Source organism: Oleispirillum naphthae, assembly GCA_027864655.1.
Taxonomy (GTDB): domain Bacteria; phylum Pseudomonadota; class Alphaproteobacteria; order Rhodospirillales; family Rhodospirillaceae; genus Oleispirillum; species Oleispirillum naphthae.
The window spans coordinates 18,411-41,955 of sequence record JAQAZG010000009.1 but is presented as its reverse complement, the minus strand read 5'-3'; the positions used below and the strand labels follow the sequence as shown (position 1 = coordinate 41,955).

The window sequence follows — 23,545 nt, the reverse complement described above, 5'->3', positions numbered from 1 at the left end:
TCGTGAAAAGGCGTGGAGGAACCGCGAGTGAGAGTCCGCTTCGAGGTTCCGGCATGTGGCCGGACAGTTGAACCCGAGCGTTCAAGCGGACATAAGCACCAAGTGAACGTGTGATTTCGTGTCGGTGGAATCCTGAGCTTCGGCCTATGCGCCGTCGCCGGATGCGTGCATCCGTGCGTTTGGCCAGGCCCGGAGTCCGTGCGCCCCGCTGTGGGGCGCCCGCGTCCGAAGGGGCACGGCTATGGATTTCTCGCCGGACTTGTTTTCGCGGCCGACCGCGATAAGCGAGGGAACGGAATCGACCATCCGGGAGATCGGCTCCGCCGTTCTCACCGGCCTGTTGCTCGAGGTTTCGGCCTGGCCGAAACCGGGTTTGGTCGCGCCGCGCGCCATGGGTGCGCACCGCGACATGGATCTCCAGACCTTCATCCTCTCCTCGGCGGCGATCGCGCCCGCGCTCTATGACTGCGCGCGGGCCGGGTTTGCGCACGCCGAGGCTCCCGAAACGCTGTTGCCGGCGATCCGCGCCATCGGGCGCGACTTCGACCGCCGCCTGCTGTTCGCCACCCATGGCGTCAACACCCAGCGCGGCGCTCTCTTCTGCGCGGGCCTTCTGGCGGCTGCGGCAGGCGCCGCGGCGCAGGAGGAAGGGGGGCTCACCGCCGATGCGGTGTTCGCGATGACGGCGCGCATCACCCACGGCCTCACCGACCGCGAACTGGTGAGCAGGGATCCGGCGTGCGCCAAAAGCAACGGCGAAATTCTCTATCGGGATTATGGAGTTCTCGGCATCCGCGGCGAGGTGGAGGCGGGTTTCCCGTCGGTCGCCTTCCACGGGCTGCCCACATTGCGCACCGCCCTGGCCGAGGGTCACGGCCTGAACGACGCCCTGGTGCACACCCTGATGGTTCTCATCGCGGAGACGGAGGACACCACCATCCTCTGGCGAGGCGGGCCGGACGGGCTGGCATTTCTACAGGGCGAGGCGGTGCGCATCCTCAATCTGGGCGGCGCGCTCGGCGAGGCGGGGCGCGCCGAAATCGAGGGGTTGAACGCCGTCTGCGTCGAAAGGCGGCTCAGCCCGGGGGGCGCTGCCGATCTGCTGGCGGTCACCGCCGCCGCGTACCTCTTGGAAAACCGGCGCTTCCCGGAAAGCGCGATGATCAAGTCACACCTCCCGGAGGGTCCGTTCTGCCCGCCGGGGCCAGGGCCGCACGGAGGATGAAGTGAACATAATCGTCTATTCCATCATGTGTTACGGCATCACAGCCGCGATTGCGTTTGCCGTGATCGGGGTCGTCGTCGTGCTGGCGCGTTCGTTCTCGCGCCGCGGCGACGCCGAAACCCAATAAAGCCGAGGGAAGATCATGCTCGAACAACTCACCTACATGTTCCCCGGCATCGGAACGATGTTCGTCCAGGACCCGGTCATCGCGCTGTCGCGCGTGGGGATGATCGCGCTCGGCTTCGTGCTCGCGCTGATGGGCTTCAAACGCAAACTCGAGCCCCTCATCATGGTGCCCATGGGCCTCGGCATGATGTGCGTCAACGGCGGCGTGATGTTCCTCGAGGCGCACAAGATCGGCACGCTGTTCCTCGACCCGCTGATCGAGGACCCCGCCGCGCTGGTCAACATCATGCAGATCGATTTCCTGCAGCCGGTCTACAACTTCACCTTCACCAACTCGTTCGTCGCCTGCATGCTGTTCTTCGGCATCGGCGCGATGTCCGACATCTCCTTCATCCTGGCGCGTCCGTGGGCGAGCATCATCGTCGCGCTGTTCGCCGAGCTGGGCACCTTCGTCACCCTGGTGATCGGCTACTACTGCGGGTTGACCCCCGGTCAGGCCGCCGCGGTGGCCTCGATCGGCGGCGCCGACGGGCCGATGGTGCTGTTCGCCTCGCTGGTGATGGCGAGGGAGCTGTTCGTTCCGATCTCGATCATCGCGTACCTTTATCTGTCGCTCACCTATGCCGGGTACCCCTACCTGATCAGGTGGCTCGTGCCGGAGAAGTACCGCGGCCTCGAGACCGAGTTCGACTTCCCCGACGTCTCTCAGGAAGCGAAGTTCATCTTCACCATCGTCATCGCCGGTCTGCTCTGCCTGCTCTTGCCGGTGGCCGCGCCCCTGATCCTGTCGTTCTTCCTCGGCGTGGCGATCAAGGAAGCCGAGATCGAGCCCTACCAGGAGCTCCTGGAAAAGACCGTGACCTACAGCTCCACCCTGTTCCTCGGGCTGGTGCTCGGCGTGCTGTGCGAGGCGGGCACGCTCTTGGACCCGCGCGTCGCCATCCTGCTGGTGCTCGGCATCACCGCGCTTGCGGTCTCGGGCCTGGGCGGCCTCTTGGGCGGCTGGACGATCTGGTTCTTCACCAAGGGCAAGTACAACCCGACGATCGGCATCGCCGGCGTCTCGTGCATGCCGTCCACCGCGAAGATCGCCCAGAAGGAGGCCTACGCGGTCAATCCCTACGCCATCATCATGCCGCTCGCCATGGGCGCGTCGGTATGCGGCGTGATCGTTTCGGCCATTGCGGTGGGCGTCTTCGCCTCGACCATCGGCCTGGTCCACTGAATTCTCTTCGCCCGCCGCGGAAGCGCGCGGCGGGCGTCGATCCAAGGCGGAACCTGCGGCTGCCGCCGGTTCCAGTTCCGGAGAAATGCGGCCGTGCGGGATGTGCGGGTCGCGTTTGAACCCAACCACATGAGGTCCGCTTCATGACAAAGCAAAGGAAATGGGACAACCTGGCCACGGATACCGCGGAGCGGATGGCTGCGGCCGACCGTTTCATCGGGAAGGGCAAGGAAGTCCAATCCGGCGATGTCGTCGCTCTTCTGGAGGCGGTGATCCGTCCCGGAGACCGCGTCAACATCGAGGGCAACAACCAGAAACAGGCCGACTTTCTGGCCGACTGCCTCAACCAGGTGGACAAGGGCAAGGTGCACGACCTGCACATGGTGCAGTCCTGCGTGCCGCTCGCTTCGCACCTCGACCTGTTCGAGAGCGGCATCGCCAAGAAGCTCGACTTCGCGTTCGGCGGTCCGCAGGCGGGCCGCGTCGCCAAGTTCATCCGCGAAGGCAAGATCGAACTCGGCGCGATCCACACCTACCTCGAACTGTTCGGCCGCTACTTCCTCGACCTGACGCCGAAGGTGTCCTTGATCTGCGCCTACGAGGCCGACCGCGAGGGCAACCTCTACACCGGCTTCAACACCGAGGACACCCCGGTGATCGTCGAGGCGACGAAGTTCCGCCAGGGCATCGTCATCGCCCAGGTCAACAAGATCGTCGATAAGATTCCGCGCATCGACATTCCGGCGGGCTGGATCGACGCGGTGGTGCAGTCGCCGAAGCCCTTCTTCATCGAGCCGCTGTTCACCCGCGACCCGGCGCTGATCACCGATCCCCAGATCCTGCTGGCGATGCTGGCGCTCAAGGGCGTCTATGCGGAATACAACGTCGCGAGCATGAACCACGGCATCGGCTTCCTCACCTCGGCGATCGAACTGATGCTGCCGACCTATGGCGCGGAACTGGGGCTGAAGGGCAAGTGCTGCACGCACATGATCCTCAACCCGCACCCGACGATGATCCCGGCGATCGAGGAAGGCTGGGTGGACACCATCCACTGCTTCGGCGGCGAACTCGGCATGGAGAAGTACGTGGCGGCGAGGCCGGACGTGTTCTTCATCGGCCCCGACGGCACGCTGCGTTCCAACCGCGCCTTCGCGCAGACCGCGGGCCACTATGCGGTGGACATGTTCATCGGCGGCACCCTTCAGATCGACCCCTACGGCAACTCCTCCACCGCGACCGCCAACCGCGTCGCGGGCTTCGGCGGCGCGCCGAACATGGGCTGCGATCCCAAGGGGCGGCGTCACTCCACCGAGGCGTGGCTGAAGTGCGGGCAGGAACTGCCCTGCATGAAGGACCAGATCGGCGCCATGCCGCGCGGCAAGCGTCTGGTGGTGCAGGGGATCGAAACCTTCGGCGAGGGGCGCGCTCCGGCCTTCGTCGAGGAGCTCGACGCCTGGAAGCTCGCCAAGAACGCCAACCTCGAACTGCCGCCGGTGATGATCTACGGCGACGACGTCACCCACATCATCACCGAGGAAGGCATCGCCTACCTCTGCCGGTGCGGCGACATGGAGACCCGCTCGGCGGCGATCCGTGCGGTGGCCGGCTACACCGACATCGGCCTTAAGGCCAAGCCGGAAGAAACCCGCCGCCTGCGCGATGCGAAGATCGTCCGGACGCCGGAAGACCTGGGGGTCGATCGCAACCGCGCCAGCCGCGACCTCCTGTCGGCGAAGAGCATGCAGGAACTCGTCACCTGGTCGGGCGGACTCTACGAGCCGCCGGCGCGGTTCCGGAACTGGTAAGCGAGGAGGAACGGCAATGGCTCTCAATACCATCGAATTCGAATGCAAGAGCGCCGCTCCGGCGGCTCTGGTCGGCAAGCCGCTGCACTTCGGCGTGGTCGGCTCCGGCGATCTGGAAGTGCTGATGGAGCCCAAGGCGCTGAAAGGCGCGGTCGCGGTCAAGGTGGTGACCCCGGTCTCGGGCTTCGACGAGTTGTGGCGGCGGGTGCTCGCCACCTTCGTCGAGAACAGCAAGCTCGGCGACGTCAGCATCGAGATCAACGACAACAACGCGACACCGGCGGTGGTGATGCTGCGTCTGCGGCAGGCCCTGTCCGAAGCGGCCGCCTGAGCGAAAGGAACCTAAGGCATGTCGAATTGGAGCGCTCTCCAAAATCGGAGCTTTCTGGAATCCAACGCGCGCGCCCGCGCGGTTGGCCTGGTCGATGAAGGCAGTTTCACCGAGTTCGTCGGTCCGTTCGACCGCCGCACCAGCCCGCACCTCGAGGTGCTGGGCGAGGCGGTGGAGTTCGACGACGGCATCGTCACCGGCATCGGCAAGATCGGCAAGACCCCGGTGTTCATGATCTCGCAGGAAGGCCGCTTCATCGGCGGCGCGGTGGGCGAGGTCGGCGGCGCCAAGATGGTCGGCGCGTTGAAGGCGGCCCGCGCCTTCGCCGAGAAGATCGCCAAGGACTTCCCCAAGGCCAAGGAGGAGGAGAAGCCGATCGTGGTGATCTCCTTCGAGACCGGCGGGGTGCGCCTGCACGAGGCGAACGCGGGCCTTCTCGCCCATGCGGAGGTGATGGACCAGTTCCAGCGCTGCCGCGGCATCGTGCCGGTGGTTTCGGTGATCGGCTCGAAGGTCGGCTGCTTCGGCGGCATGGGCTTCGTCGCCGCCGCCGCCGACGTGGTGGTGATGAGCGAGTTCGGCCGCCTCGGCCTCACCGGGCCGGAGGTGATCGAGCAGGAAATGGGCAAGGAGGAGTTCGACTCCGCCGATCGCGGGCTGGTGTTCCGCACCACCGGCGGCCGCCACAAGTACATCATGGGCGACTGCAACTTCCTGGTGGACGACACCATCGCGGCCTTCCGCAAGCAGTTGGCCGAACTCGGCAAGACGCCGCGCGCCAAGTTCGCGGAGTTCCGCCGCATCGGCTCGCCGGAGCTGGTGGAAAAGCAGCTCAAGCGCGTCGCGCTCGCCGCGGAGATGCAGCCCAAGGACGCCCGCGACGTGTGGGCGAAGGCGGGCAACGCCGACCCTGCGGCTCTCGGCAACGCGCCCCTGGACGATTTCCGCAAGGCGGTGAAGCGTCTGACGGTCTAGCCCCGGCACAAGGAAACAGGAGAGTCTGATGGAAACCATGGAAGACATGGAAACGTTGTTGGGTCAGGGGCGGCAGGCGATCGGTCTGATTTTCGATCCCGACAGCTTCACCGAGAACAAGGTGGGCGCGAAGACCTTCGACGATCCGGACTTCGGGCCGGGCGCGGTGGTCGGCACCGCCGAACTCGACGGCAAGCCGGTGACGGTGATCGCCAACGATGCCGACGCCTTCAACGAGAAGTTCCCGGTGGTCTATGCCGGGGTGATCGGCATGGAGGAAGCCTACAAGATGGCGCAGGCGGTCTACGCCACCGTCGCCGCCGATGCCGCCAAGCCGAAGGCGGAGAAGCAGGCGATCGTCCTCGTCGTCGATACCCCCGGCAACGGCCCGGGCAAGACCGAGGAAATCTTCGGCATGAACAAGGCGACCGGCGCCTATCAGCTGGCGCTGGCCGAGGCCCGCATCGCCGGGCACCCGATCGTCGCCATGGTGATCGGGCGCGCGATCTCGGGCGCGTTCCTTTGCCACGGCCTGCAGGCGGACCAGATCCTCTCGCTGGACGCCAAGTTCGGCACGATGATCCACGTCATGCCGCTCACCTCGATCTCGCGCATCGTCAAGAAGGACATCGAGGTGCTGGAGAAGCTTGCGGAAGGCAACCCGGTGTTCGCCGCCGGTCCGCAGTTCTTCTACCGCCTGGGCGGCGTCGAGGAGATCGTGCCGACGATCGAAGCGATGCGCGCCACGGTGATCGCGCACGTCGCCGAGGTGCGCGGCCGCAAGGCCAATGGCGAGGACGACACGCTGGGGCCGTGGGGCCGCGGCGCGCTGGGTGCGGAACGCGGCGGGCGCACGGTGCGGCCGGAGGTGATTGCGCTGCTTGAGAAAGAGCTCGACGCGGTCGCTTCCAAGTACCTGCCGGGCGCCGCATAAGCAGGAGGAACCCACCCATGTCCGACGATCTGGATCGTTTCGAGGAACTGGCGGAAACCTTGTCCACCGCGCCGTCGCTGGCCGAAATGCCGCGGCGCACGCTGGCCGACAAGGGGATCGCGGGAGCGACGGCGGCGCACGTCATCGAAGAGGTGCACACGCCGTTCAATCTCGCGTATCTCACCTTCACCACCGGTTCCTCGGCGTTCCAGAACATCGTCGGCGTGGCGCACAGCGAACTCGACGGTCGCTGTGAAGTCGCCCGGCGTCTGTTTCTGGCCTTGGGGATGGATGCCGGGCGGCGCATGCTCGTGACCTATGCGCCGCTGGTCAACGTGTTTGCCAGGGCGGCGCTCGAAGCCTGCGGCATCGAGTGGTTCTTCTTGAACCGCTCGAGCCGCGACGCCTTCCTCGCCAGGTTCTGCCGCGAGAAGCCCGACCTGCTGTTGGGCGAATCCTCGTTCATCCGCGCCTCCCTGGAGGCGGCGGGCAGTCTCGGCCTTGCCGCGGAGATGCCGAAGTCCTGCGTCATCCTGACCGCGGGCACGCCGCTGGATCTGGAACTGCTGCCGGTGGCGGAGCGCTTCGGCTATGCGGTGCACGACCTCTACGGCTGCCAGGAATTCGGCTGGCTGACCCTGGATGGCGTGCCGCTGCGCGACGACTTGAATTTCATCCCCTCGCCCGCGGGCAAGGACTACCACGAGCTCGTCGTCGGCGGCCTGCCGATGGCCGACAGCTTCCCGCTGTCGGAGAGCGGGCACGTGTGCAACCCGGCGGGCAAGGTCATCACCTACCGCCGCCGCCGCACCCACCCGGAATACGAAGTGGTGGTGCTGGCCACCGCGCTTTCCGCCGCGGAGAGCGTGGACAAGGCGGCGCGGACGATTCTGCGAATCAAGGGGCGAGTCGTGAAGGTTTCCCCCAGCCTCGCGACCGGCGCCCCGGCCACCGAACTGATGCTGGTGCCGGGTCTCGCGACCGGCGGCCTTGCCATGCCTTCGGACGCTCCGCGCTTCACCGGCCCGGTGGCCACCAAAATGTTCGACGACCTGCTCGCCGCGCAGGTCGAGCTGCAACAGACCGCCAAGACCGATCCGGTCTGGACCAAGCGGAGGTAGGCGCAATGCGGTTCGTCCGGCACCTGTTGGCCGAGTTCACCCCGTCCGCGCAGGCGCGCCTGCCCGAGCGCGCGGTGGCCGGGCTGTTGCCGCCGTTCCGCGCGCCGGAGCTGGAAGACCGGGTGGTCGAGGCGCTGCGCCGCGCCGCCCTGCCGGGGATCGTCTGCCGGCCGACCATGGCGCTTGCCGCGACGCAGGTGCAGCTCGGGCTCTCCTTCCCCTTCCGCGAGGACGGGGTGCGGGTGCGCGCCGCCATCGCCGCGGAGGCGGACGACATCGCCGCGCTCACCGATCCCTACCAGGTGGCGGCGCGGGCGGGGAACTTGAGCGGCGCCATCGGCGGCGCGGCGCGCGCCCTGATCGCCCGCGGCGCGGCCTGCGGCGTCACCGTGGGGTTGATCGGTTCCGCCGCGCTCGAAGCCGCCACCGGCCTTCCCTACACCGGCGGCGTCTCGGATATCGACCTGCTGGTCAAGGGTGGGGACATGGCGCGCTATGGCCGCTTCGCCGCCGACGCGGCGGAGATCGGCCGCGCCTTCGGCTTCGCCGTCGATACCGAGGTGGAGCTTGCCGACGGCAGCGGCATCAAGCTGATGGAATTGCTGTCCGCATCGCGGAGCCTTCTCGCGAAGGACCTCGCCGAGGTGCGGATGGTCGGCCGGGACGAGGTTCTGGCCGCTTTGTGACGGTCTGGTTTTGTGTACGAGGTTTACCCCGGCGCTGTCCAAGGCCTTTATGGCGGCGTCACTTTCGAAAGGAGAAAAGTAATGGATATCAAGGCCAAAATGCCGAGCTCCATCGACTCGATCAAGGTTTCGGTCGGGCAGGAGGTGAAGAAGGGCGAGGTGCTCTGCGTCCTCGAAGCGATGAAGATGAAGAACCCCATGCCCTCGCCGGCGGACGGCACCGTGAAGTCGATCGCGGTGAAGGTCGGCGACCGCCTGAAGCCGGGCGGCCTGATCATGGTTGTCGAATAAGACGTACGGGCCGGGGCGGCGGTTCGCGCCGCCCCGGCAACCCGTGCGATTTTTTACCTATTCAGGGAGTTCGAGAATGGTCATCTACGGACTTTTGATCATGGGCCTGTGCGCGATCGTGGGGAACGTGCTGGGTTATCTTCTCGGTGGAATCCTGGGGATTACCGCCAACGTCGGCGGCGTGGGTTTCGCCATGCTTTTCCTGGTTCTGGTGACCCGTCGCCTGATGGATCAGGGCAAGCTCTCCAAGCCCGCCGAAAGCGGCATCCAGTTTTGGAACGCGATGTACATCCCGGTGGTGGTCGCCATGGCCGCGCAGCAGAACGTCGTTGCGGCGCTCAAGGGCGGCTGGATCGCCTTCATCGGCGGTCTCGGCGCCGTCATCATTTGTTTCGCTCTGATTCGGCCTCTGACGGCCATGGCGGGACCCTCCGAATTGATGGAAGACGACGACGAGGCGTCTGCCTGAAACACGCTTACTAAGGGGTCAAAATCATGGACTTTTTTATTGCTACTGTGATGAAAGTGGCCACGAAGAACGGCCTGATCACGGCATTCGTGATCGTCGGCGTGGTTACCTGGCTTGCCTATTTCGTTTCCAAGCGTCTGACCAAGGGCCGCATCCACGGTTCCGCCATCGCCATCGTCGCGGGCCTGCTGCTCGCCTACATCGGCGGCGAATTCACCCACGGTAAGAAGGGCATCTCCGATGTCGCCTTCTTCTCCGGAATCGGCCTGATGGGCGGCGGCATGCTGCGGGACTTCTGCATCATCGCCACGGCGTTCGGCATCAAGCTGGAAGAATTGAAGAAGGCCGGCCTTGCCGGTACCCTGGCAATTGTGGTGTCCACCTTCCTGTCGTTCCTGATCGGGGCGGTGGTCGCCTGGGGCTTCGGCTACCGCGATGCGGTGTCGCTGACCACCATCGGCGGCGGCGTCGCCACCTTCATCGTCGGCCCGGTGACCGGAGCGGCGCTCGGCGCGACCTCCGAGGTGATCGCACTGTCCATCGCCGCGGGCGTGGTGAAGTCGATCTCGGTGATGATCCTCACCCCGATCCTGGCCAAGCCCTTCGGCCTCACCACTCCGGCTGCTGCCACGGTCTACGGCGGCCTGATGGGAACCACCAGCGGCACCGCCGCCGGTCTGGCCGCCACCAACCCGAAACTGGTGCCCTACGGCGCGATGACCGCCACCTTCTACACCGGTTTCGGCTGCCTGGTCGGCCCGTCGATCTGCTTCTTCATCATCAAAGCGATCGTCGGCTGACGTTATTGATCTGATGCGCTTGCGCGGGCGGGGTTTCTTTCCAGCCGTCCGCGCAGGCGCGACCGGCCGCGCCGGAGACGAAGGTCACGAGACAATCTCCAGCCCCGTCTCGTCAAGCCTCCTCCCCCACTCCGGCGTGGCCGGTTCATCCCACCCCCCAGGGGTGAACCGGAAAAGGAGGGTCTAAGCGCCGTCCGCCACTACTCGCCGCCCATGCCGGGTCTGGTGTTTCCAGGCCCGCTTCGCCGCATCCGGAAGAGGAGCGGCGTTTCCATTCGCGCAACCTGTCGGGCAGGACGAAAAAAAGCTCAATGCCTTTGCCGTAATCGGGCAATAATCAAAAAACCGTGCCGTTCATCCAAGCCGGACAACGGAAGGCATGAAGCATCGGAGGAATGACATGAACAAGCTTGGCAATCGAATCGGCAAGGTGGCGATGATGGTCGCCATGTCGAGCGATGAGGACGAGGCGGGCTTCCGCGAGAAGCTCGCGACCGGGCCGATCAAGATCGCGGTGACCTATGTCTCCGGCCCTCTCGGTTTCGTGCGCAAGAATTTCGTCAAGACCCTGGTCGGCTCCGCCCTGCACGGCGAGGTGATCTCCAAGACCGGCGGCCAGATTCATGCCGTGGTGCACGCCGGTCTCGAGGCGTTTCACGGCGTCACCCCCCTGATCTCGGGGGAGTGTTCGCTCAAGCTCAAGGTGGCGATCGTCCAGGACGGCTCGTGGCTGGCGGTGGCGGCCTACGGCGAATCCGCCTTCCACCCGGAGACCAATCACGAGCGTTTCGGATTCGGCATGATGCACGTTTAAGCGCCGCGGTCAGGCCGCGCCGCCGCCCTTCGTCACATCCGCAATCAAGCCCTCGATCATCGCAGTGAGATGATCGAGGAACGCCTGCGCCGCGGGCGGCAGGGTGCGTTCCGCCATGGTTTGCAGTTCCATGCGGCGCACGTGCATGCCGGGGTCGGCGATCGGCACCAGGACCATTCCCTCCATCTCATAGCGCAGCGACACCGAGAGGAAGCTGGTGAGCGAAATGCCGCCGCCCGAGCGGCTGAAGTTGCGCAGCGCGCCCATGTAGTTGCTGACCAGGGCGGGTTCGATCGGCAGTGCCTCGGCGGCCAGCGTGATGTCGAGAAGCTGGCGGATCGTGGTGTCGCGTTCGGGAATCGCCAGCGGATAGGCGCAGATCTCGGAAGCCTTGAGCGACGCGCGCCCGGCGAGCGGATGGTCGGCGCGCATCAGGGCGAGGATCGGCGCGGGCCAGGAGCGCACGATGCGGGTGCCGCGAATCGGCGCCAGAGAAAACGTCATGCCGATGTCCGCCTCGCCGTCGGCGATGCGGCGGCTCACCGCGGCGGGCGGGATCGCCCTCAGGTTGAAGCGGATGCCGGCATAGGTCCGGCGGAAGGCGGCGATCGCCTCGGGCAGGATGTCGATGGCGAACCCCTCGGAGGTGACCACGGTGACCAGGCCGGAACGCAGGTGCGACTGGCCGCGGATTTCCGAGAGCGCGCGGTCGAGGTCGAGGCGGCTGCGCCGCGCGTGCGCCGCCAGCACCTCGCCCGCCGGGGTCAGCGCCATGCCCCGCGCCCGCCGCTCGAACAGCAGCGCGCCCGCCTCGTCCTCGAGCTTGGCGATCTGGCGGCTGATCGCCGAGGCGGCGACATGCATGCGTTGCGAGGCCTCGGCGATGGAGCCGGTGCGGGCGACCTCCAGGAAGTATCTCAGCGCGGTGCTCTGCATCGCCGCCCTCTGCATTGCCGTTTCGGCAACGATGTCTTCGCAACATTATACTTGCGCGCACCATACGCTTCCCGCACCATCTGCACAAGAAAAAGACAGTTTGTGGCGTTGATTAAAATCTGGGCGTAATAACCCAGCGATCCGCTCTGGAAATGCCGCGTCCACGCGGCCATGTCCGGAAGCTACGCACAACTTACGGCAGGCAGGCATCACAATGGCGAAAACACCCATCATCGGAGGCGTCCTGGCGGCGGCGATTCTGTTCGGCCCGGCGGCGGCTCTTGCGAACAAGGCCAACGACACCCTGGTCTACGTATCCGACAGCGACCTGGAGAACGTGGGTCCCTACCACAACAACATGCGCGAAGGCGTCATCCTGATGCACCACGTCTGGGACGGACTGGTGCTGCGCTCGGTGACCGACGGCAAGTACGTGCCGCTGCTCGCCACCTCGTGGAAGTGGATCGATCCGACCACCCTGGAGTTCGAGCTGCGCAAGGACGTGACCTTCCACAACGGCGACCCCTTCACCGCCGACGACGTGGTGTTCACCGTCAACTACGTGCTCTCGCCGGACGCCAAGGTGGTGACCAAGCAGAACGTCGGCTGGATGGCGGGCGCCGAGAAGGTCGGCCCCTACACCGTGCGCATCAAGCTGAAGCAGCCCTTCCCCGCGGCGATGGAATACCTCGCCGCCGCGGTGCCGATGTATCCGGAGGCCTATTTCAAGAAGGTGGGCCTCGCCGGCTTCGCCAAGGCGCCGGTCGGCACCGGCCCCTACAAGGTGGTCTCCGTCGCCTCCGGCCAGGGGGTGAAGATGGTGCGCAACGACGCCTACATGAAGGGCAGCCCGAAGGGCTGGCCGAAGATCGGCAAGCTCGAGTTCAAGGTGATTCCCGACGGCGAATCGCGCATCGCCGAGTTGATGACCGGCGGCGTCGATTGGATCTGGCGCGTGCCGTCGGACCAGGCGGACAGCCTGCGCGCGGTGCCCGAGGTTTCGGTGCTGAGCTCCGAGACGATGCGCGTCGCCTTCCTGATCTTCGAGATGCACAGCGACGACCCGGCGATGAAGCCTTTTGCGGACGAGCGGGTGCGCAAGGCGATCTCGATGTCGATCGACCGCCCGGCGATGGTGGACAATCTGGTGCGCGGCGGCAGCCGTGTGATGAACGCCGCCTGCTTCATCGAGCAGGCGATGTGCGTGCAGGACACCGTCGCCAAGTACGCCTACGACCCGAAGAAGGCGAAGGAGCTGCTCGCCGCGGCGGGCTATCCCAACGGCTTCGACACCGAGATGTACGCCTACCGCGAGCGCGACTACGCCGAGGCGATGATCGGCTACCTGCAGGCGGTGGGGATCAAGGCGAAGCTCAACTTCCTCAAGTACCCGGCGATGCGCGGCGAGTTGCACGCCGGAAAGTCGCCGATCACGATGAACACCTGGGGCTCGTACTCGGTCAACGACGCCTCGGCGTTCACCGGCAACTACTTCAAGGGCAGCCCGGACGACCGCTCCAAGGACCCGGAGGTGATCGCCTGGCTGAAGGACGCCGACTCCACGGTGGACGAGGCGAAGCGGCGCAGCCTCTACGGCAAGGCGCTGGCGCGGATTTCCGAGAAGGCCTACGTCTTCCCGCTGTTCTCCTACTCCGCCAACTACGCCTTTACCAAGGACTTGAATTTCCAGGCCTATCCCGACGAGCTGCCGCGCTTCTATGCGGCGTCGTGGAAGTAGCGTGACCAACCCGCCGCGCCCCGGTTGTCGCCGGGGCGCGGCCCCCGCGTGAGGAACTAGGCATGCTGAGATTTGCTTTGCGGCGGATCGGCGTGGCGGTGTGCGTGGCCTTCACCGTCGCGGTGTTCAGCTTCTTCCTGCTGCACCTGTCGGGCGACCTCGCCACCGCGATCGCGGGGCCGGAGTCGAGCGCCGAACAGATCGCGCAGATTCGCGTCGAGTACGGCCTCGACCGGCCGATCATGGCGCAGTTCATCGACTGGCTGGTGCGCGCCCTGCACTTCGATTTCGGCCGCTCGTTCTATTTCCAGGACCAGGTGACCACCCTGATCGCCGGACGCTTGGGCGTCACCATGGCGCTCGGCGGCATGGCCCTCGGCTTCGCCCTCCTCGTGGCGATTCCGCTCGGCGTCGTCGCGGCGATCAGGCGCGACACCTGGATCGACCGCTCCGCCCTGATGATCTCGGTGTTCGGCCAGGCGATGCCGAGCTTCTGGTTCGCCCTCACCCTGGTGCTGATCTTCTCGGTGAAGCTGCGCTGGCTGCCCGCCTCCGGCGGCGCGACCTGGAAGCACATGATCCTGCCGGTGGTGGCGCTCGGCACCTACGCCATGCCCGCGATCATGCGCCTGACCCGCAACGGCATGCTCGACGTGCTGGCGGCGGACTACATCCGCACCGCCCGCGCCAAGGGGCTGTCCACCGCGGTGGTGCTGTTCAAGCACGCGCTGCGCAACGCGGTGATCCCGGTGGTCGGCCTCGCCGCGGTGCAGTTGGGCTTCATGCTCGGCGGCTCCATCGTCATCGAGACGGTGTTCTCGCTGCACGGGCTCGGCCACCTCGCCTGGGAGGCGATCTCCCGCAACGATTATCCGGTGGTGCAGGCGGTGGTGCTGTTGCTCTCCGTCGTCTACATCCTCGTCACCCTGGCCGCGGACCTGTTGAACGCCGCGCTCGATCCGCGCATGCGGACCGGTTGAGGAGGCTGCGATGAGCGAAGCATCCGTTGCCGCCGCCGACCCGCTTGCCGAGGTCCTGCCCCGCATCTCGCCGTTCGCCCGCTTCCTGCGCCGCGCGCTCGGCCACAACGGGCTCCTGATCGGCGGCGGCGTGCTCGCGGCCATCGTGCTGATGGCGCTCGCCGCGCCGCTGATCGCGCCGCACGACCCCTACGCGCAGGATGTCGCCCGCCGCCTGATCCCGCCGGTGTGGGACGCCAAGGGCGGCTGGGACCACGTCTTCGGCACCGACAAGCTCGGCCGCGACTACCTCTCGCGGCTGATCTACGGCGCGCGCATCTCGCTTATGATCGGCTGCCTCGCCGCGGCGATCTCGGGGGTGATCGGCACCACGCTCGGCGTCGCCGCGGGCTATTTCGGCGGCCGGGTGGACGCGGCGATCAGCTACCTGATCACCACGCGGCTGTCGATGCCGGTGGTGCTGGTGGCGCTCGCCGTCGCCTCGCTGGTCGGCGGCTCGCTGAACATCGTCATCCTGGTGCTCGGCTTTCTGCTGTGGGACCGCTTCGCCGTGGTTACCCGGGTGGCGACGCAGCAGATCTGCCATGCCGAATACATCGCCGCGGCGCGCTGTATCGGCTGTTCCACCTGGCGCATCGTGTTTTCGGAAATCCTCCCCAACATCCTCAACGCGCTGATCGTCGTCGCCACCCTGGAAATGGCGCACGCCATCCTGCTGGAAGCGACGCTCTCCTTCCTCGGCCTCGGCGTGCCGCCGCCCGAGCCCTCGTGGGGGCTGATGATCGCCGAGGGCAAGTCGTACATGTTCTTCAAGCCCTGGGTGATCGTCATTCCCGGCGTGGCGCTGCTGGTGCTGGTGCTGGCGATCAACCTTCTCGGCGACGGCGTGCGCGACGTCACCGCGCCGGAGAACCGCAATTGACCGCCGCGCCGCTGCTCTCGGTTTCCGACCTGACCATCGACATCCCGCTCGGCGGGCGCACCCTGCACGCGGTGCGCGGCGTCTCCTTCGAGGTGTCGCGCGGCGAGACCCTGTGCATCGTCGGCGAGTCCGGCTCCGGCAAGTCGCTGACCTCGCTCGCCCTGATGAACCTGCTGCCCGGGCGGCTGAAGCGCGCGGCGGCGGCGATGAGCTTCGACGGCATCGACCTGCTTTCCATCCCCGAGCGCCGGATGAGCGATCTGCGCGGCGACCGCATGGCGATGATCTTCCAGGAGCCGATGACCAGCCTCAACCCCGCCTACACCATCGGCAACCAGCTGACCGAGGCGTTCCTGCGCCACCGCAAGACGACGCGCAAGGAAGCGTTCGGCCGCGCCGTCTACCTTCTGGAAAAGGTCGGCATCACCGCCGCCGACCGGCGGATGAAGCAGTACCCGCACCAGCTCTCCGGCGGCCTGCGCCAGCGGGTGATGATCGCCATGGCGCTGATGTGCGAACCCGACCTCCTGATCGCCGACGAGCCGACGACGGCGCTCGACGTCACCATCCAGGCGCAGATCCTGCTGCTGCTGAAAGACCTGCAGAAGGAACTCGGCATCGCGATCATCCTGATCACCCACGACCTCGGGGTGGTGGCGCGCATCGCCGACCGCGTGGCGGTGATGTACGCGGGCGAACTGGTGGAGAGCGGCCCCGCCGCGCCGCTCTTCCAGTCTCCGGCCCACCCCTACACCCGCGGCCTGCTGGAGTGCATCCCGCAGCCCGGCAAGACCAGGCCCGGCGAGCCGCTGGGCTCGATCCCCGGCCTGGTGCCCAGCCTCACCGGGCGGGTTTCCGGCTGCGTCTTCCGCAACCGCTGCCCGCGGGCGGAGGAAGCCTGTTCCGGCGAGGTGCCGGTCGTTGCCTTCGGCGATGCGCGGCGGGTGCGCTGCCTGTTTGCGGAGGGGGTGCGATGACGGTGCCGCCGATTCTCGAACTCAAGGACCTCGCCAAGACCTACCAGGTGCGCCAGGGGATGTTTTCGCCGAAGCTGCCGTTGAAGGCGGTGGACGGCGTGTCGCTTTCGATTCCGCGCGGCGAGACGCTCGGCCTGGTGGGCGAATCCGGCTGCGGCAAGTCCACCCTCGCCAAGCTCCTCCTCGGCCTGGAAAAGCCGACCGCGGGGGAGATTCTGGTGGACGGGGTGGCGGTTTCCGGCGCGAGCTGGCGCAAGGAGCTGTCGCGCCGCATCCAGCCGATATTCCAGGACCCGTATTCCTCGCTCAACCCGCGCAAGACGGTGCGCCGGATCGTCGCCATGCCCTTGGAGGTGCACGGCATCGCCACGGCGCACGAGCGCGCCCGCATGGTCGAGGAGATTCTCGACGTGGTCGGCCTGCCGCGCCGCGCCGCCGACAGCACCCCCAACCAGATGTCGGGCGGCCAGCGCCAGCGAGTCGCCATCGCCCGCGCCCTGGTGATGCGGCCGGAGATCGTGATCTGCGACGAACCGACGAGCGCGCTCGACGTTTCGGTGCAGGCGCAGATCCTCAATCTCCTCCTGGAGTTGCGCCGCGACTTCGGCCTCACCTATGTGTTCATCAGCCACAACCTCGCGGTGGTGGAGCATCTGGCCGACCGCGTGGCGGTGATGTACCTTGGACGCATCGTCGAGGACCGCCCCGCCGCGGAGGTGTTCGCCGGGCCGCGCCACCCCTACACCCGCGCGCTGCTCGAGTCCGTGCTCACCCCCGACCCGGCGCTGGGCGTGCCGGACACCCGCCTGGGGGCGGTGTTTCCCAACCCCATCGACCCGCCGTCCGGCTGCGCCTTCCACCCGCGCTGCCCGCATGCGGCGGAGCGCTGCCGCGGCGACGCCCCGGCGCCCAAGGCCGATGGCGGCGGGCGCGTCGCCTGTCACTATCCGATCGAAAGGACCGCATGATGAGTCGAGCCCAAGCCATCGCCAATGCCGAAGCCTATTTCGACGGCGGCGGCTTCTTCGCCGACCTGGCGCGCCGCGTGGCGATCCCGACCGAAAGCCAGGTGGCGGCGCGCAAGGAGGTTCTCGTCACCTACTTCACCGGGGCGATGATCCCCGCGCTGGCCGAACTCGGCTTCGAAAGCCGCATCGTCGCGGGGCCGGAAGGCAGCGGCCCGTTCCTCATCGCCGCGCGCATCGAGGGCGAAACCCTGCCCACGGTCCTTACCTACGGCCACGGCGACGTGGTGCGCGGCTACGAAGGCCAGTGGCGTACCGGCCAGTCGCCGTGGGACATCGTGGTCCAGGGCGACCGCTGGTACGGCCGCGGCACCGCCGACAACAAGGGCCAGCACAGCATCAACCTCGGCGGCCTCGCCGCGGCGCTGGCGGCGCGCGGCGGCAGGCTCGGGGTCAACGTCAAGATCATCCTGGAAATGGGGGAGGAGGTCGGCTCCCCCGGCCTGCGCGAGGTGTGCGCACAGCATGCGCAGGAACTCGCCGCCGACGTGCTCATCGCCTCCGACGGACCGCGCATGTCCGCCGACCGGCCGACGATGTTTCTCGGCTCGCGCGGCAGCTTCGGCTTCGACCTGCGGCTGAATTTGCGCGACGGCGGCCACCACTCCGGCAACTGGGGCGGCGCGCTCAGGAACCCGGCGACGGTGCTCGCCGCGGCGATCGCCTCGATGGTGGACAAGGACGGCAGGATCCTGGTGGAGGCGCTGCGGCCGCCGCCGATTCCGCCCGCGGTGAAGGCGGCGATCGCCGACCTCACGCTGGGCGGCAACCCCGGCGACCCGGAGGTGGACCCCGCCTGGGGCGAGCCCGGCCTGACCACGCCGGAGCGGGTGTGGGGGTGGAACGCGCTGGAGGTGCTGTCCCTCCACGCGGGCAACGCCGACATCCCGGTCAACGCCATCCCGCCCGAGGCGTGGGCGCACCTGCAACTGCGCTATGTGGTCGGCAGCCGCCATGCGGATTTCGTCTCCGGCATCCGCGCGCATCTCGATGCGCACGGCTTCGCGGACATCGAGGTGGCGCCCGCGGGCTCGGCCTTCGCCGCCACCCGCGTCGATCCGGAAAGTCCGTGGGTCGCCTGGGCGCTCGCCTCGATCGCCGCGACCTCGGGCAAGACCCCCGCGCTGCTGCCCAACCTCGGCGGCTCGCTGCCCAACGACGCCTTCACCGACGCGCTGGGCCTGCCCACCCTGTGGGTGCCGCATTCGTACCCCGCCTGCTCGCAGCATGCCCCCAACGAGCACCTGCTTGCGCCGGTGGCGCGCGAGGCCCTGAAGATCATGGCGGGGCTGTTCTGGGACCTCGGCGAAGACGGGGCGAAACTGGTGCGGCAGGCGAAAGGATGAACATGGCGAAGCACGAGGCGATCGACTGGCTGGCGCCGCGCCGCGCCGGGATGGAGGGTCTGCTCGAGACCCTGGTGAACATCGAGTCCTTCAGCTACGACAAGCCGGGGGTGGACCGCGTGCTCGATGCGCTCGCCGCCTTCCTCTCCGGCCCCGGGGTGAGCCTGGCGCGCATCCCGGTCGCGGGCTTCGGCGATGCGCTCAAGGTCACGGTGGCGGGCAAGGGCGGCGGCGCGCCGGTGCTGATGATGGGCCACTGCGACACGGTGTTCCCCACCGGCACGGTGGCAAAGCGCCCCTACCGCGCCGCGGGCGACCTCGCCTTCGGTCCCGGCGTGGCGGACATGAAAAGCGGCGACGTGCTCATCGCCTTCGTGCTCAAGGCGCTGGCGGAGACCGGCGGCGCGCCGTTCCCGGTGATCGGCCTGTTCACCGGCGACGAGGAGATCGGCTCCGACGCCGGCCGCCCGATCATCGAGGCAACCGCGAAGGGCGCGCGCGCGGTGCTGAACATGGAGCCGGGGCGCGCCTCGGGCAACGTCGTCTCGGCGCGCAAGGGCGGTTTCTGGATGAAAATCTCGGTCGCCGGGCGCGCCGCCCACGCCGGGGTCAACCACGCCGCGGGGCGCAACGCCATGGAGGCGCTGGCGCGCAAGATCGTCCGCCTGCACGCGCTCACCGACTACGAAAGCGGCATCACCACCAACGTCGGCGTGGTGAAAAGCGGCATCGGCCACAACACCGTGCCGCCGCTCGCCGAGGCGGAGTTCGACGTGCGCATCGTCTCCGAGGCGCAGCGCGCGCCGATCGTCGCGGCGATCGAGGAGATATTGAAGGCGGAAGACGTGCCGGGCACCGCCACGACCTGGCAGATGATGTCTCGCCGCGTGCCGATGGCGGAGGAAACCAGCCGCGACCTGCTCGCCCGCTACCGCGCCGCGGCGGCGGAGCTGGGCTTTGCCGTGGACGGCGAATTCACCGGCGGCTGCGCGGACTCCGGCTTCACCTCGGTGATGGGCATTCCCACCCTCTGCGGCCTCGGCCCGGTGGGGGAGAAGGCGCACACCGAGGAGGAGGTCTGCCGCCTCGACACCCTGGTGCCGCGCGCCCAGGCCACTGCGGCGGTGATCCTCGGGCTGTGACGGTTCTGCGGAGGATTTGACCGGCGCGGCTTCTGCCGTTACCATCCGGGCCAGGTTCGCCTCCCCGGGTGGGGGAGGCTCCGGCTGCGGCGGGAGACCGCGCCGGTGCGCCGCCGCGCCGTGCGCGGCGATGCCGGTTTTCTCAAAGGACGTCATTCATGCCCGTTTATCGGAAGTTTCGTGCCCTCGCGGCGGCGGCGGTCCTGGTGTCCGCGGCCGGTGCCGCGCTTGCCGCCCCGGCGGCCGCCAAGGACGGCGACGCCTTCGGCGCCTGGTCCGTGCACTGCCCCAAGGAGCCGGGCGCGACGGCGAAAGACTGCCGCCTGATGCAGATCGACGACATCAAGGACAAGGACGGCAAGCCGGTCAAGGCGCTGCGCGCCTCGATCTTCCACCTGGGGGAGAAGGACTTCGTGCTCGGCGCGCTGCTGCCGCTCGGCTATTCCATCCCGCCGGGCGTGCGCATCTCGGTGGACGACGGGCAGGAACACGAGCTGTTCGCGCAGCGCTGCGTGCCGCAGGGCTGCGAGGTGGCGGCGAAGATCGAACCCGCGCTGATGGCCCAGTTGAAGAAGGGCAAGGAAGCGAAGATCAAGTTCCACCTCGGCAGCCGCACCGGCATCATCCCGGTGTCGCTGAAGGGCCTCAGCGAAGGCCTTTCCAAGTTCTAGCGGGGGGGGGGGCCGGGGAAACCCCGGCCCTTTCCGTTTCAGGCGAGGTCGAACAGCAGGAACTCGGCCCCGCCCACGGCGGCGATGGAAATTTCCGCCGCATCCTCGACCGCCAGGCCGTCGCCTTCGGCAAGCGCGACATCGCCGATGCGCAACGCGCCGCTCACCAGTTGAATCCACACGCCGCGCCCCGGCGCGATGGCGTGGCGCACCGTCTCGCCGTCCGCCAGGATGGCGGCATAGACCCGCGCGTCCTGGTGCAACGGCAGCACGCCGTCGCCGCCCGGCGCGGCGATCAGGGTCAGGCGTCCGCGCTTCGCTTCGTCGGAAACCTGGGCCTCGGTGTGGCCGGGGGTCAGGCCGTCGCGCTGCGGCAGAATCCAGATCTGCAACAGGCGCAAGGGCTCGCTGTCCGAGGCGTTGTATTCGCTGTGGCGGATGCCGCTGCCCGCGGTCATCTGCTGCACCCCGCCGCGCGGGAGCACCGCGTGGTTGCCCGCGCTGTCCCTGTGCTCCAGGCTGCCCGAAACCACGTAGGTGACGATCTCCATGTCGCGGTGGCCGTGGGTGGGAAAGCCCGCGCCCGGCGCGACGGTGTCGTCGTTGATCACGCGCAGGCTGCGGAACCCCATGTGCGCGGGGTCGAAATAGTGCGCGAAGGAAAAGCTGTGGCGCGAGGACAGCCAGCCGTGCTCGGCATGGCCGCGGTCGCGGGCGGGGCGGACGGTCAAGGTCATGGTCGTGCCTCCGGGTTGATGAAGCTCCTGCCCGAAAGATGCATTGCCTTCCCTGAAACAACAATCCATGATGATTGCATAATACTGTTGCCGATAGAGGAACGATGATGGATAGGCTGGCGGCGATGCAGGCGTTCGCGCGGGTGGCGGAAACCCGCTCCTTCTCCGAGGCGGCGCGCCGCCTCAACCTCTCCAAGTCGGTGGTCAGCCGCCAGGTCGCGGCGCTCGAATGCGACCTCGGGGTGCGCCTGTTCAACCGCACCACCCGGGCGCTGGCGCTCACCGAAATCGGCGGCGCCTACTACGAACGGGTGAGCCGCATCCTCGCCGACATCGCGGAAACCGAACGCTCGGTCGGTCACCTCCAGGCCGCGCCGCGCGGGCGGCTGCGCGTCAACGCGCCGATGAGCTTCGGCATTCTCCACCTCGCCCCGGCGATCCCCGATTTCCTCGCCGCCTATCCGGAGGTGGACGTGGAGATGGCGATGAACGACCGCACCATCGACCTCCTGGAGGAAGGCTTCGACCTCGCCGTCCGCATCGGGCGGCTGAGCGATTCCTCCCTCGTCGCCCGCCGCCTCGCGCCGGTGCGCCTGGTCGTCTGCGCCGCCCCCGCCTACCTCGCCGCACGCGGCACGCCGCACACCCCCGCCGACCTCAAGGCCCACGACTGCCTGCTCTACACCAACGCGGACTCCCCCCGCGACTGGCGCTTCGCCACCCCCGAAGGCGCGCCCTGGACGGTGGAGGTGAAAGGCCGCCTCGCCGCCAACAACGGCGATACCCTGCGCGTCGCCGCACTGGCGGGGCAGGGCATCGCCCGCCTCCCCAGCTTCCTCGTCGGCCGGGATCTCCAGGCCGGAAGCCTCGTCTCCCTCATCCCCGACTACACGCAGGAAGACCTCGCGGTCCACGCGGTCTACCCCCAGTCCAGGCTGCTCTCCCCCAAAGTCCGCGCCTTCATCGACTTCCTCGCCGCCCGCTTCGGCCCGCGCCCCTATTGGGACCTGGTGGAGTAGGGAACCCCCCAAAACTTTGCGGAGGGACTCGGTCCCTCCGCGCCTCCCCTAACTTTTGGTTTTTGCGCGCAGCGCCATAGAACCATCACGCGGCGTGACGGTTGATGGCCGCTGCGCGGCGAAAAACCAGTTATGGGGTCAAGGGGCCCTCCGGCCCCTTGCGGGTCCGGGCAGCGCCCGGCCTGGTTTTTCCCCGCCCCCCGTCTGCGTCCCGGCGGACATCAGGGGGGAGGTGAAGTCGCAGCGTTGGGCGGCGAAGGCGGCGACATCGGCGCAGAGGGTGGAGGCGTGTTCGGCGCGGTAGAGCGCGGCGTAGGGGATATCCGGCAGGGGCGGGTCGGTTTCGACGATCTGCAGCAGGTTGCGCCGCAGCAGCGGGCGGAGGGTATGGACCGGCAGGTAGGTGATGCCGAGTCCGGAGAGGGTGAGGCCGAGCTGGGCGACGAGGTTGTTGCTGCTGAGGCTGTGCACGGTGGGCATGCCGTTCTGGCGGAACCAGCGCCCGTAGACCACGCCGGTTCCCGAGAGGTTGCCCTGGGTGAGCACGGTGAAGGCGGAAAGCCCGGCGAGCGGCAGGCGGCGCGGCGGGTGCGGGCCGAGGGTGGCCGTGGCGAGGGCGGGGGTGCACATCCAGGCGTTTTCCACGCGCTTGAGCGGCGTGACGATGCAGCGCGCGTCGTGGAACACGTCGGGGGTGACGATCAGGTCGATGCTGTCCTCGGCGAGGCGTTCGAACAGCACGGAGCTGAGCTCCACCTCCGGCTCGACGATCAGGCGGGGGTAGTGGGCGCGGATTTCGTCGATCAGCGCGGGCAGCCAGGTGAGCGCGGTGAGTTCGGTGACGCCGAGGCGGAAGCGCCGGGCGAGCACCTCCTTGGCGCTGACCCGTTCGACCACGCGGTCGCGGCGCTCCAGCAGGTCGCGGGCGAGGAGGAGGAGTTCCTCGCCTTTTTCGGTGAGGCGGGCGGTGCGGCGGCTGCGGTCGAAGATGGCGATGCCGAAGCCGGTTTCCAGTTCCTGGATGCGCTTGGAAACCGCGGACTGGGTGGTGTTGAGCTTGTTGGCCGCGGCGGCGAAGCTGCCGAGTTCGGCGATCCAGAAAAGCGCTTCCATCTGCTTGAAGGTGATCATTTTGACCTCCCGCCGCGCTTCAGCATCGCAAATAGCGATGAAAATAGATAACTAAATATCGCTAATTTTCAGCATTGATTCGTTCTACCTTTTTCGGGACATGCGGTCCAGGGGTT

At 67.5% G+C, this 23,545-nt stretch carries 25 protein-coding genes; 22 read left to right on the top strand and 3 right to left on the bottom strand.

Features of this window, described 5'->3' with window-relative positions; genetic code table 11:
• Positions 1–241: 241 nt before the first annotated feature.
• The 13 genes from mdcB (at position 242) to O7R11_RS10760 (ending at position 10,805) form a co-directional block, all read left to right on the top strand.
• A complete protein-coding gene (gene mdcB, locus O7R11_RS10820) occupies positions 242–1,225 on the top strand; it encodes a triphosphoribosyl-dephospho-CoA synthase MdcB (RefSeq protein WP_337997532.1) in 984 nt (327 codons plus the stop codon).
• A gap of 1 nt (position 1,226) precedes the next feature.
• Positions 1,227–1,352, top strand: coding sequence for a hypothetical protein (locus O7R11_RS10815; RefSeq protein ID WP_337997531.1), 126 nt, complete (start codon positions 1,227–1,229; stop codon positions 1,350–1,352).
• A 15-nt stretch (positions 1,353–1,367) separates the two neighbouring features.
• Entirely contained in the window at positions 1,368–2,576 is a 1,209-nt protein-coding gene (madB, locus tag O7R11_RS10810) for a Na+-transporting malonate decarboxylase, carboxybiotin decarboxylase subunit (RefSeq protein WP_337997530.1), read from the top strand.
• A gap of 143 nt (positions 2,577–2,719) precedes the next feature.
• The gene (mdcA, locus tag O7R11_RS10805; RefSeq protein WP_337997529.1) at positions 2,720–4,384 is read left to right on the top strand and encodes a malonate decarboxylase subunit alpha; all 1,665 of its coding nucleotides are present in this window, start codon (positions 2,720–2,722) and stop codon (positions 4,382–4,384) included.
• 16 nt (positions 4,385–4,400) lie between these two features.
• Positions 4,401–4,715, top strand: a complete 315-nt coding sequence (mdcC, locus tag O7R11_RS10800) for a malonate decarboxylase acyl carrier protein (RefSeq protein ID WP_337997528.1) — start codon at positions 4,401–4,403, stop codon at positions 4,713–4,715.
• Positions 4,716–4,733: 18 nt separating this feature from the next.
• A complete protein-coding gene (locus tag O7R11_RS10795; RefSeq protein ID WP_337997527.1) occupies positions 4,734–5,690 on the top strand; it encodes a biotin-independent malonate decarboxylase subunit beta in 957 nt (318 codons plus the stop codon).
• Between the two features lie 28 nt (positions 5,691–5,718).
• Positions 5,719–6,624 (top strand): biotin-independent malonate decarboxylase subunit gamma, encoded by a 906-nt coding sequence (mdcE, locus tag O7R11_RS10790; RefSeq protein WP_337997526.1) that lies wholly within the window; start codon positions 5,719–5,721, stop codon positions 6,622–6,624.
• Positions 6,625–6,641: 17 nt separating this feature from the next.
• The gene (locus O7R11_RS10785; RefSeq protein ID WP_337997525.1) at positions 6,642–7,745 is read left to right on the top strand and encodes an acyl carrier protein; all 1,104 of its coding nucleotides are present in this window, start codon (positions 6,642–6,644) and stop codon (positions 7,743–7,745) included.
• Positions 7,746–7,750: 5 nt separating this feature from the next.
• Positions 7,751–8,431, top strand: coding sequence for a malonate decarboxylase holo-[acyl-carrier-protein] synthase (gene mdcG, locus O7R11_RS10780; RefSeq protein WP_337997524.1), 681 nt, complete (start codon positions 7,751–7,753; stop codon positions 8,429–8,431).
• Positions 8,432–8,512: 81 nt separating this feature from the next.
• Positions 8,513–8,722, top strand: coding sequence for a biotin/lipoyl-containing protein (locus tag O7R11_RS10775; RefSeq protein ID WP_337997523.1), 210 nt, complete (start codon positions 8,513–8,515; stop codon positions 8,720–8,722).
• A gap of 76 nt (positions 8,723–8,798) precedes the next feature.
• On the top strand, positions 8,799–9,191 hold the full coding sequence (gene madL / locus O7R11_RS10770) for a malonate transporter subunit MadL (protein ID WP_337997522.1): 393 nt from the start codon (positions 8,799–8,801) through the stop codon (positions 9,189–9,191).
• 26 nt (positions 9,192–9,217) lie between these two features.
• Positions 9,218–9,991, top strand: coding sequence for a malonate transporter subunit MadM (madM, locus tag O7R11_RS10765; RefSeq protein ID WP_337997521.1), 774 nt, complete (start codon positions 9,218–9,220; stop codon positions 9,989–9,991).
• Between the two features lie 400 nt (positions 9,992–10,391).
• Positions 10,392–10,805, top strand: coding sequence for a HutP family protein (locus tag O7R11_RS10760; RefSeq protein ID WP_337997520.1), 414 nt, complete (start codon positions 10,392–10,394; stop codon positions 10,803–10,805).
• 9 nt (positions 10,806–10,814) lie between these two features.
• Here the strand turns inward: O7R11_RS10760 and O7R11_RS10755 are convergent, their stop codons facing one another.
• Entirely contained in the window at positions 10,815–11,741 is a 927-nt protein-coding gene (locus O7R11_RS10755) for a LysR family transcriptional regulator (RefSeq protein ID WP_337997519.1), read from the bottom strand.
• Between the two features lie 214 nt (positions 11,742–11,955).
• Between O7R11_RS10755 and O7R11_RS10750 the strand changes: the two genes are divergently transcribed.
• The 8 genes from O7R11_RS10750 (at position 11,956) to O7R11_RS10715 (ending at position 20,542) form a co-directional block, all read left to right on the top strand.
• Entirely contained in the window at positions 11,956–13,479 is a 1,524-nt protein-coding gene (locus O7R11_RS10750) for an ABC transporter substrate-binding protein (protein WP_337997518.1), read from the top strand.
• Positions 13,480–13,541: 62 nt separating this feature from the next.
• Complete coding sequence (locus O7R11_RS10745) at positions 13,542–14,459, top strand: ABC transporter permease (protein ID WP_337997517.1); 918 nt, start codon at positions 13,542–13,544, stop codon at positions 14,457–14,459.
• A 10-nt stretch (positions 14,460–14,469) separates the two neighbouring features.
• Positions 14,470–15,381 carry an ABC transporter permease gene (locus O7R11_RS10740; protein WP_337997516.1) on the top strand — a complete coding sequence of 304 codons (912 nt, stop codon included), beginning with the start codon at positions 14,470–14,472 and terminating at the stop codon, positions 15,379–15,381.
• Positions 15,378–16,358 carry an ABC transporter ATP-binding protein gene (locus O7R11_RS10735; RefSeq protein WP_337997515.1) on the top strand — a complete coding sequence of 327 codons (981 nt, stop codon included), beginning with the start codon at positions 15,378–15,380 and terminating at the stop codon, positions 16,356–16,358. Before O7R11_RS10740 ends, O7R11_RS10735 begins: the two co-directional genes overlap by 4 nt.
• The gene (locus tag O7R11_RS10730) at positions 16,355–17,326 is read left to right on the top strand and encodes an ABC transporter ATP-binding protein (RefSeq protein ID WP_337997514.1); all 972 of its coding nucleotides are present in this window, start codon (positions 16,355–16,357) and stop codon (positions 17,324–17,326) included. The genes O7R11_RS10735 and O7R11_RS10730 overlap by 4 nt, the downstream gene beginning before the upstream one ends.
• Positions 17,326–18,729, top strand: coding sequence for a M20 family metallopeptidase (locus tag O7R11_RS10725; RefSeq protein WP_337997513.1), 1,404 nt, complete (start codon positions 17,326–17,328; stop codon positions 18,727–18,729). Before O7R11_RS10730 ends, O7R11_RS10725 begins: the two co-directional genes overlap by 1 nt.
• Positions 18,730–18,731: 2 nt before the next feature.
• Positions 18,732–19,871: a M20 family metallopeptidase gene (locus O7R11_RS10720; RefSeq protein ID WP_337997512.1), complete on the top strand. Its 1,140-nt coding sequence runs from the start codon at positions 18,732–18,734 to the stop codon at positions 19,869–19,871.
• Positions 19,872–20,029: 158 nt separating this feature from the next.
• Positions 20,030–20,542 (top strand): invasion associated locus B family protein, encoded by a 513-nt coding sequence (locus tag O7R11_RS10715; RefSeq protein ID WP_337997511.1) that lies wholly within the window; start codon positions 20,030–20,032, stop codon positions 20,540–20,542.
• A 38-nt stretch (positions 20,543–20,580) separates the two neighbouring features.
• On the opposite strand, the gene O7R11_RS10710 is transcribed toward O7R11_RS10715, so the two are convergent.
• Positions 20,581–21,279, bottom strand: a complete 699-nt coding sequence (locus tag O7R11_RS10710) for a pirin family protein (protein ID WP_337997510.1) — start codon at positions 21,277–21,279, stop codon at positions 20,581–20,583.
• Positions 21,280–21,383: 104 nt separating this feature from the next.
• Between O7R11_RS10710 and O7R11_RS10705 the strand changes: the two genes are divergently transcribed.
• Positions 21,384–22,298 (top strand): LysR family transcriptional regulator, encoded by a 915-nt coding sequence (locus O7R11_RS10705; protein WP_337997509.1) that lies wholly within the window; start codon positions 21,384–21,386, stop codon positions 22,296–22,298.
• Positions 22,299–22,436: 138 nt separating this feature from the next.
• Here the strand turns inward: O7R11_RS10705 and O7R11_RS10700 are convergent, their stop codons facing one another.
• A complete protein-coding gene (locus tag O7R11_RS10700) occupies positions 22,437–23,429 on the bottom strand; it encodes a LysR family transcriptional regulator (RefSeq protein ID WP_337997508.1) in 993 nt (330 codons plus the stop codon).
• Between the last annotated feature and the right edge of the window lie 116 nt (positions 23,430–23,545).

Coding starts and splice junctions, on each gene's coding strand:
- mdcB (WP_337997532.1), top strand. CDS start 242: ATGGATTTCTCGCCGGACTTGTTTTCGCGGCCGACCGCGATAAGCGAG.
- madB (WP_337997530.1), top strand. CDS start 1,368: ATGCTCGAACAACTCACCTACATGTTCCCCGGCATCGGAACGATGTTC.
- mdcA (WP_337997529.1), top strand. CDS start 2,720: ATGACAAAGCAAAGGAAATGGGACAACCTGGCCACGGATACCGCGGAG.
- mdcC (WP_337997528.1), top strand. CDS start 4,401: ATGGCTCTCAATACCATCGAATTCGAATGCAAGAGCGCCGCTCCGGCG.
- O7R11_RS10795 (WP_337997527.1), top strand. CDS start 4,734: ATGTCGAATTGGAGCGCTCTCCAAAATCGGAGCTTTCTGGAATCCAAC.
- mdcE (WP_337997526.1), top strand. CDS start 5,719: ATGGAAACCATGGAAGACATGGAAACGTTGTTGGGTCAGGGGCGGCAG.
- O7R11_RS10785 (WP_337997525.1), top strand. CDS start 6,642: ATGTCCGACGATCTGGATCGTTTCGAGGAACTGGCGGAAACCTTGTCC.
- mdcG (WP_337997524.1), top strand. CDS start 7,751: ATGCGGTTCGTCCGGCACCTGTTGGCCGAGTTCACCCCGTCCGCGCAG.
- O7R11_RS10775 (WP_337997523.1), top strand. CDS start 8,513: ATGGATATCAAGGCCAAAATGCCGAGCTCCATCGACTCGATCAAGGTT.
- madL (WP_337997522.1), top strand. CDS start 8,799: ATGGTCATCTACGGACTTTTGATCATGGGCCTGTGCGCGATCGTGGGG.
- madM (WP_337997521.1), top strand. CDS start 9,218: ATGGACTTTTTTATTGCTACTGTGATGAAAGTGGCCACGAAGAACGGC.
- O7R11_RS10760 (WP_337997520.1), top strand. CDS start 10,392: ATGAACAAGCTTGGCAATCGAATCGGCAAGGTGGCGATGATGGTCGCC.
- O7R11_RS10755 (WP_337997519.1), bottom strand. CDS start 11,741: ATGCAGAGCACCGCGCTGAGATACTTCCTGGAGGTCGCCCGCACCGGC.
- O7R11_RS10750 (WP_337997518.1), top strand. CDS start 11,956: ATGGCGAAAACACCCATCATCGGAGGCGTCCTGGCGGCGGCGATTCTG.
- O7R11_RS10745 (WP_337997517.1), top strand. CDS start 13,542: ATGCTGAGATTTGCTTTGCGGCGGATCGGCGTGGCGGTGTGCGTGGCC.
- O7R11_RS10740 (WP_337997516.1), top strand. CDS start 14,470: ATGAGCGAAGCATCCGTTGCCGCCGCCGACCCGCTTGCCGAGGTCCTG.
- O7R11_RS10730 (WP_337997514.1), top strand. CDS start 16,355: ATGACGGTGCCGCCGATTCTCGAACTCAAGGACCTCGCCAAGACCTAC.
- O7R11_RS10725 (WP_337997513.1), top strand. CDS start 17,326: ATGAGTCGAGCCCAAGCCATCGCCAATGCCGAAGCCTATTTCGACGGC.
- O7R11_RS10720 (WP_337997512.1), top strand. CDS start 18,732: ATGGCGAAGCACGAGGCGATCGACTGGCTGGCGCCGCGCCGCGCCGGG.
- O7R11_RS10715 (WP_337997511.1), top strand. CDS start 20,030: ATGCCCGTTTATCGGAAGTTTCGTGCCCTCGCGGCGGCGGCGGTCCTG.
- O7R11_RS10710 (WP_337997510.1), bottom strand. CDS start 21,279: ATGACCTTGACCGTCCGCCCCGCCCGCGACCGCGGCCATGCCGAGCAC.
- O7R11_RS10705 (WP_337997509.1), top strand. CDS start 21,384: ATGATGGATAGGCTGGCGGCGATGCAGGCGTTCGCGCGGGTGGCGGAA.
- O7R11_RS10700 (WP_337997508.1), bottom strand. CDS start 23,429: ATGATCACCTTCAAGCAGATGGAAGCGCTTTTCTGGATCGCCGAACTC.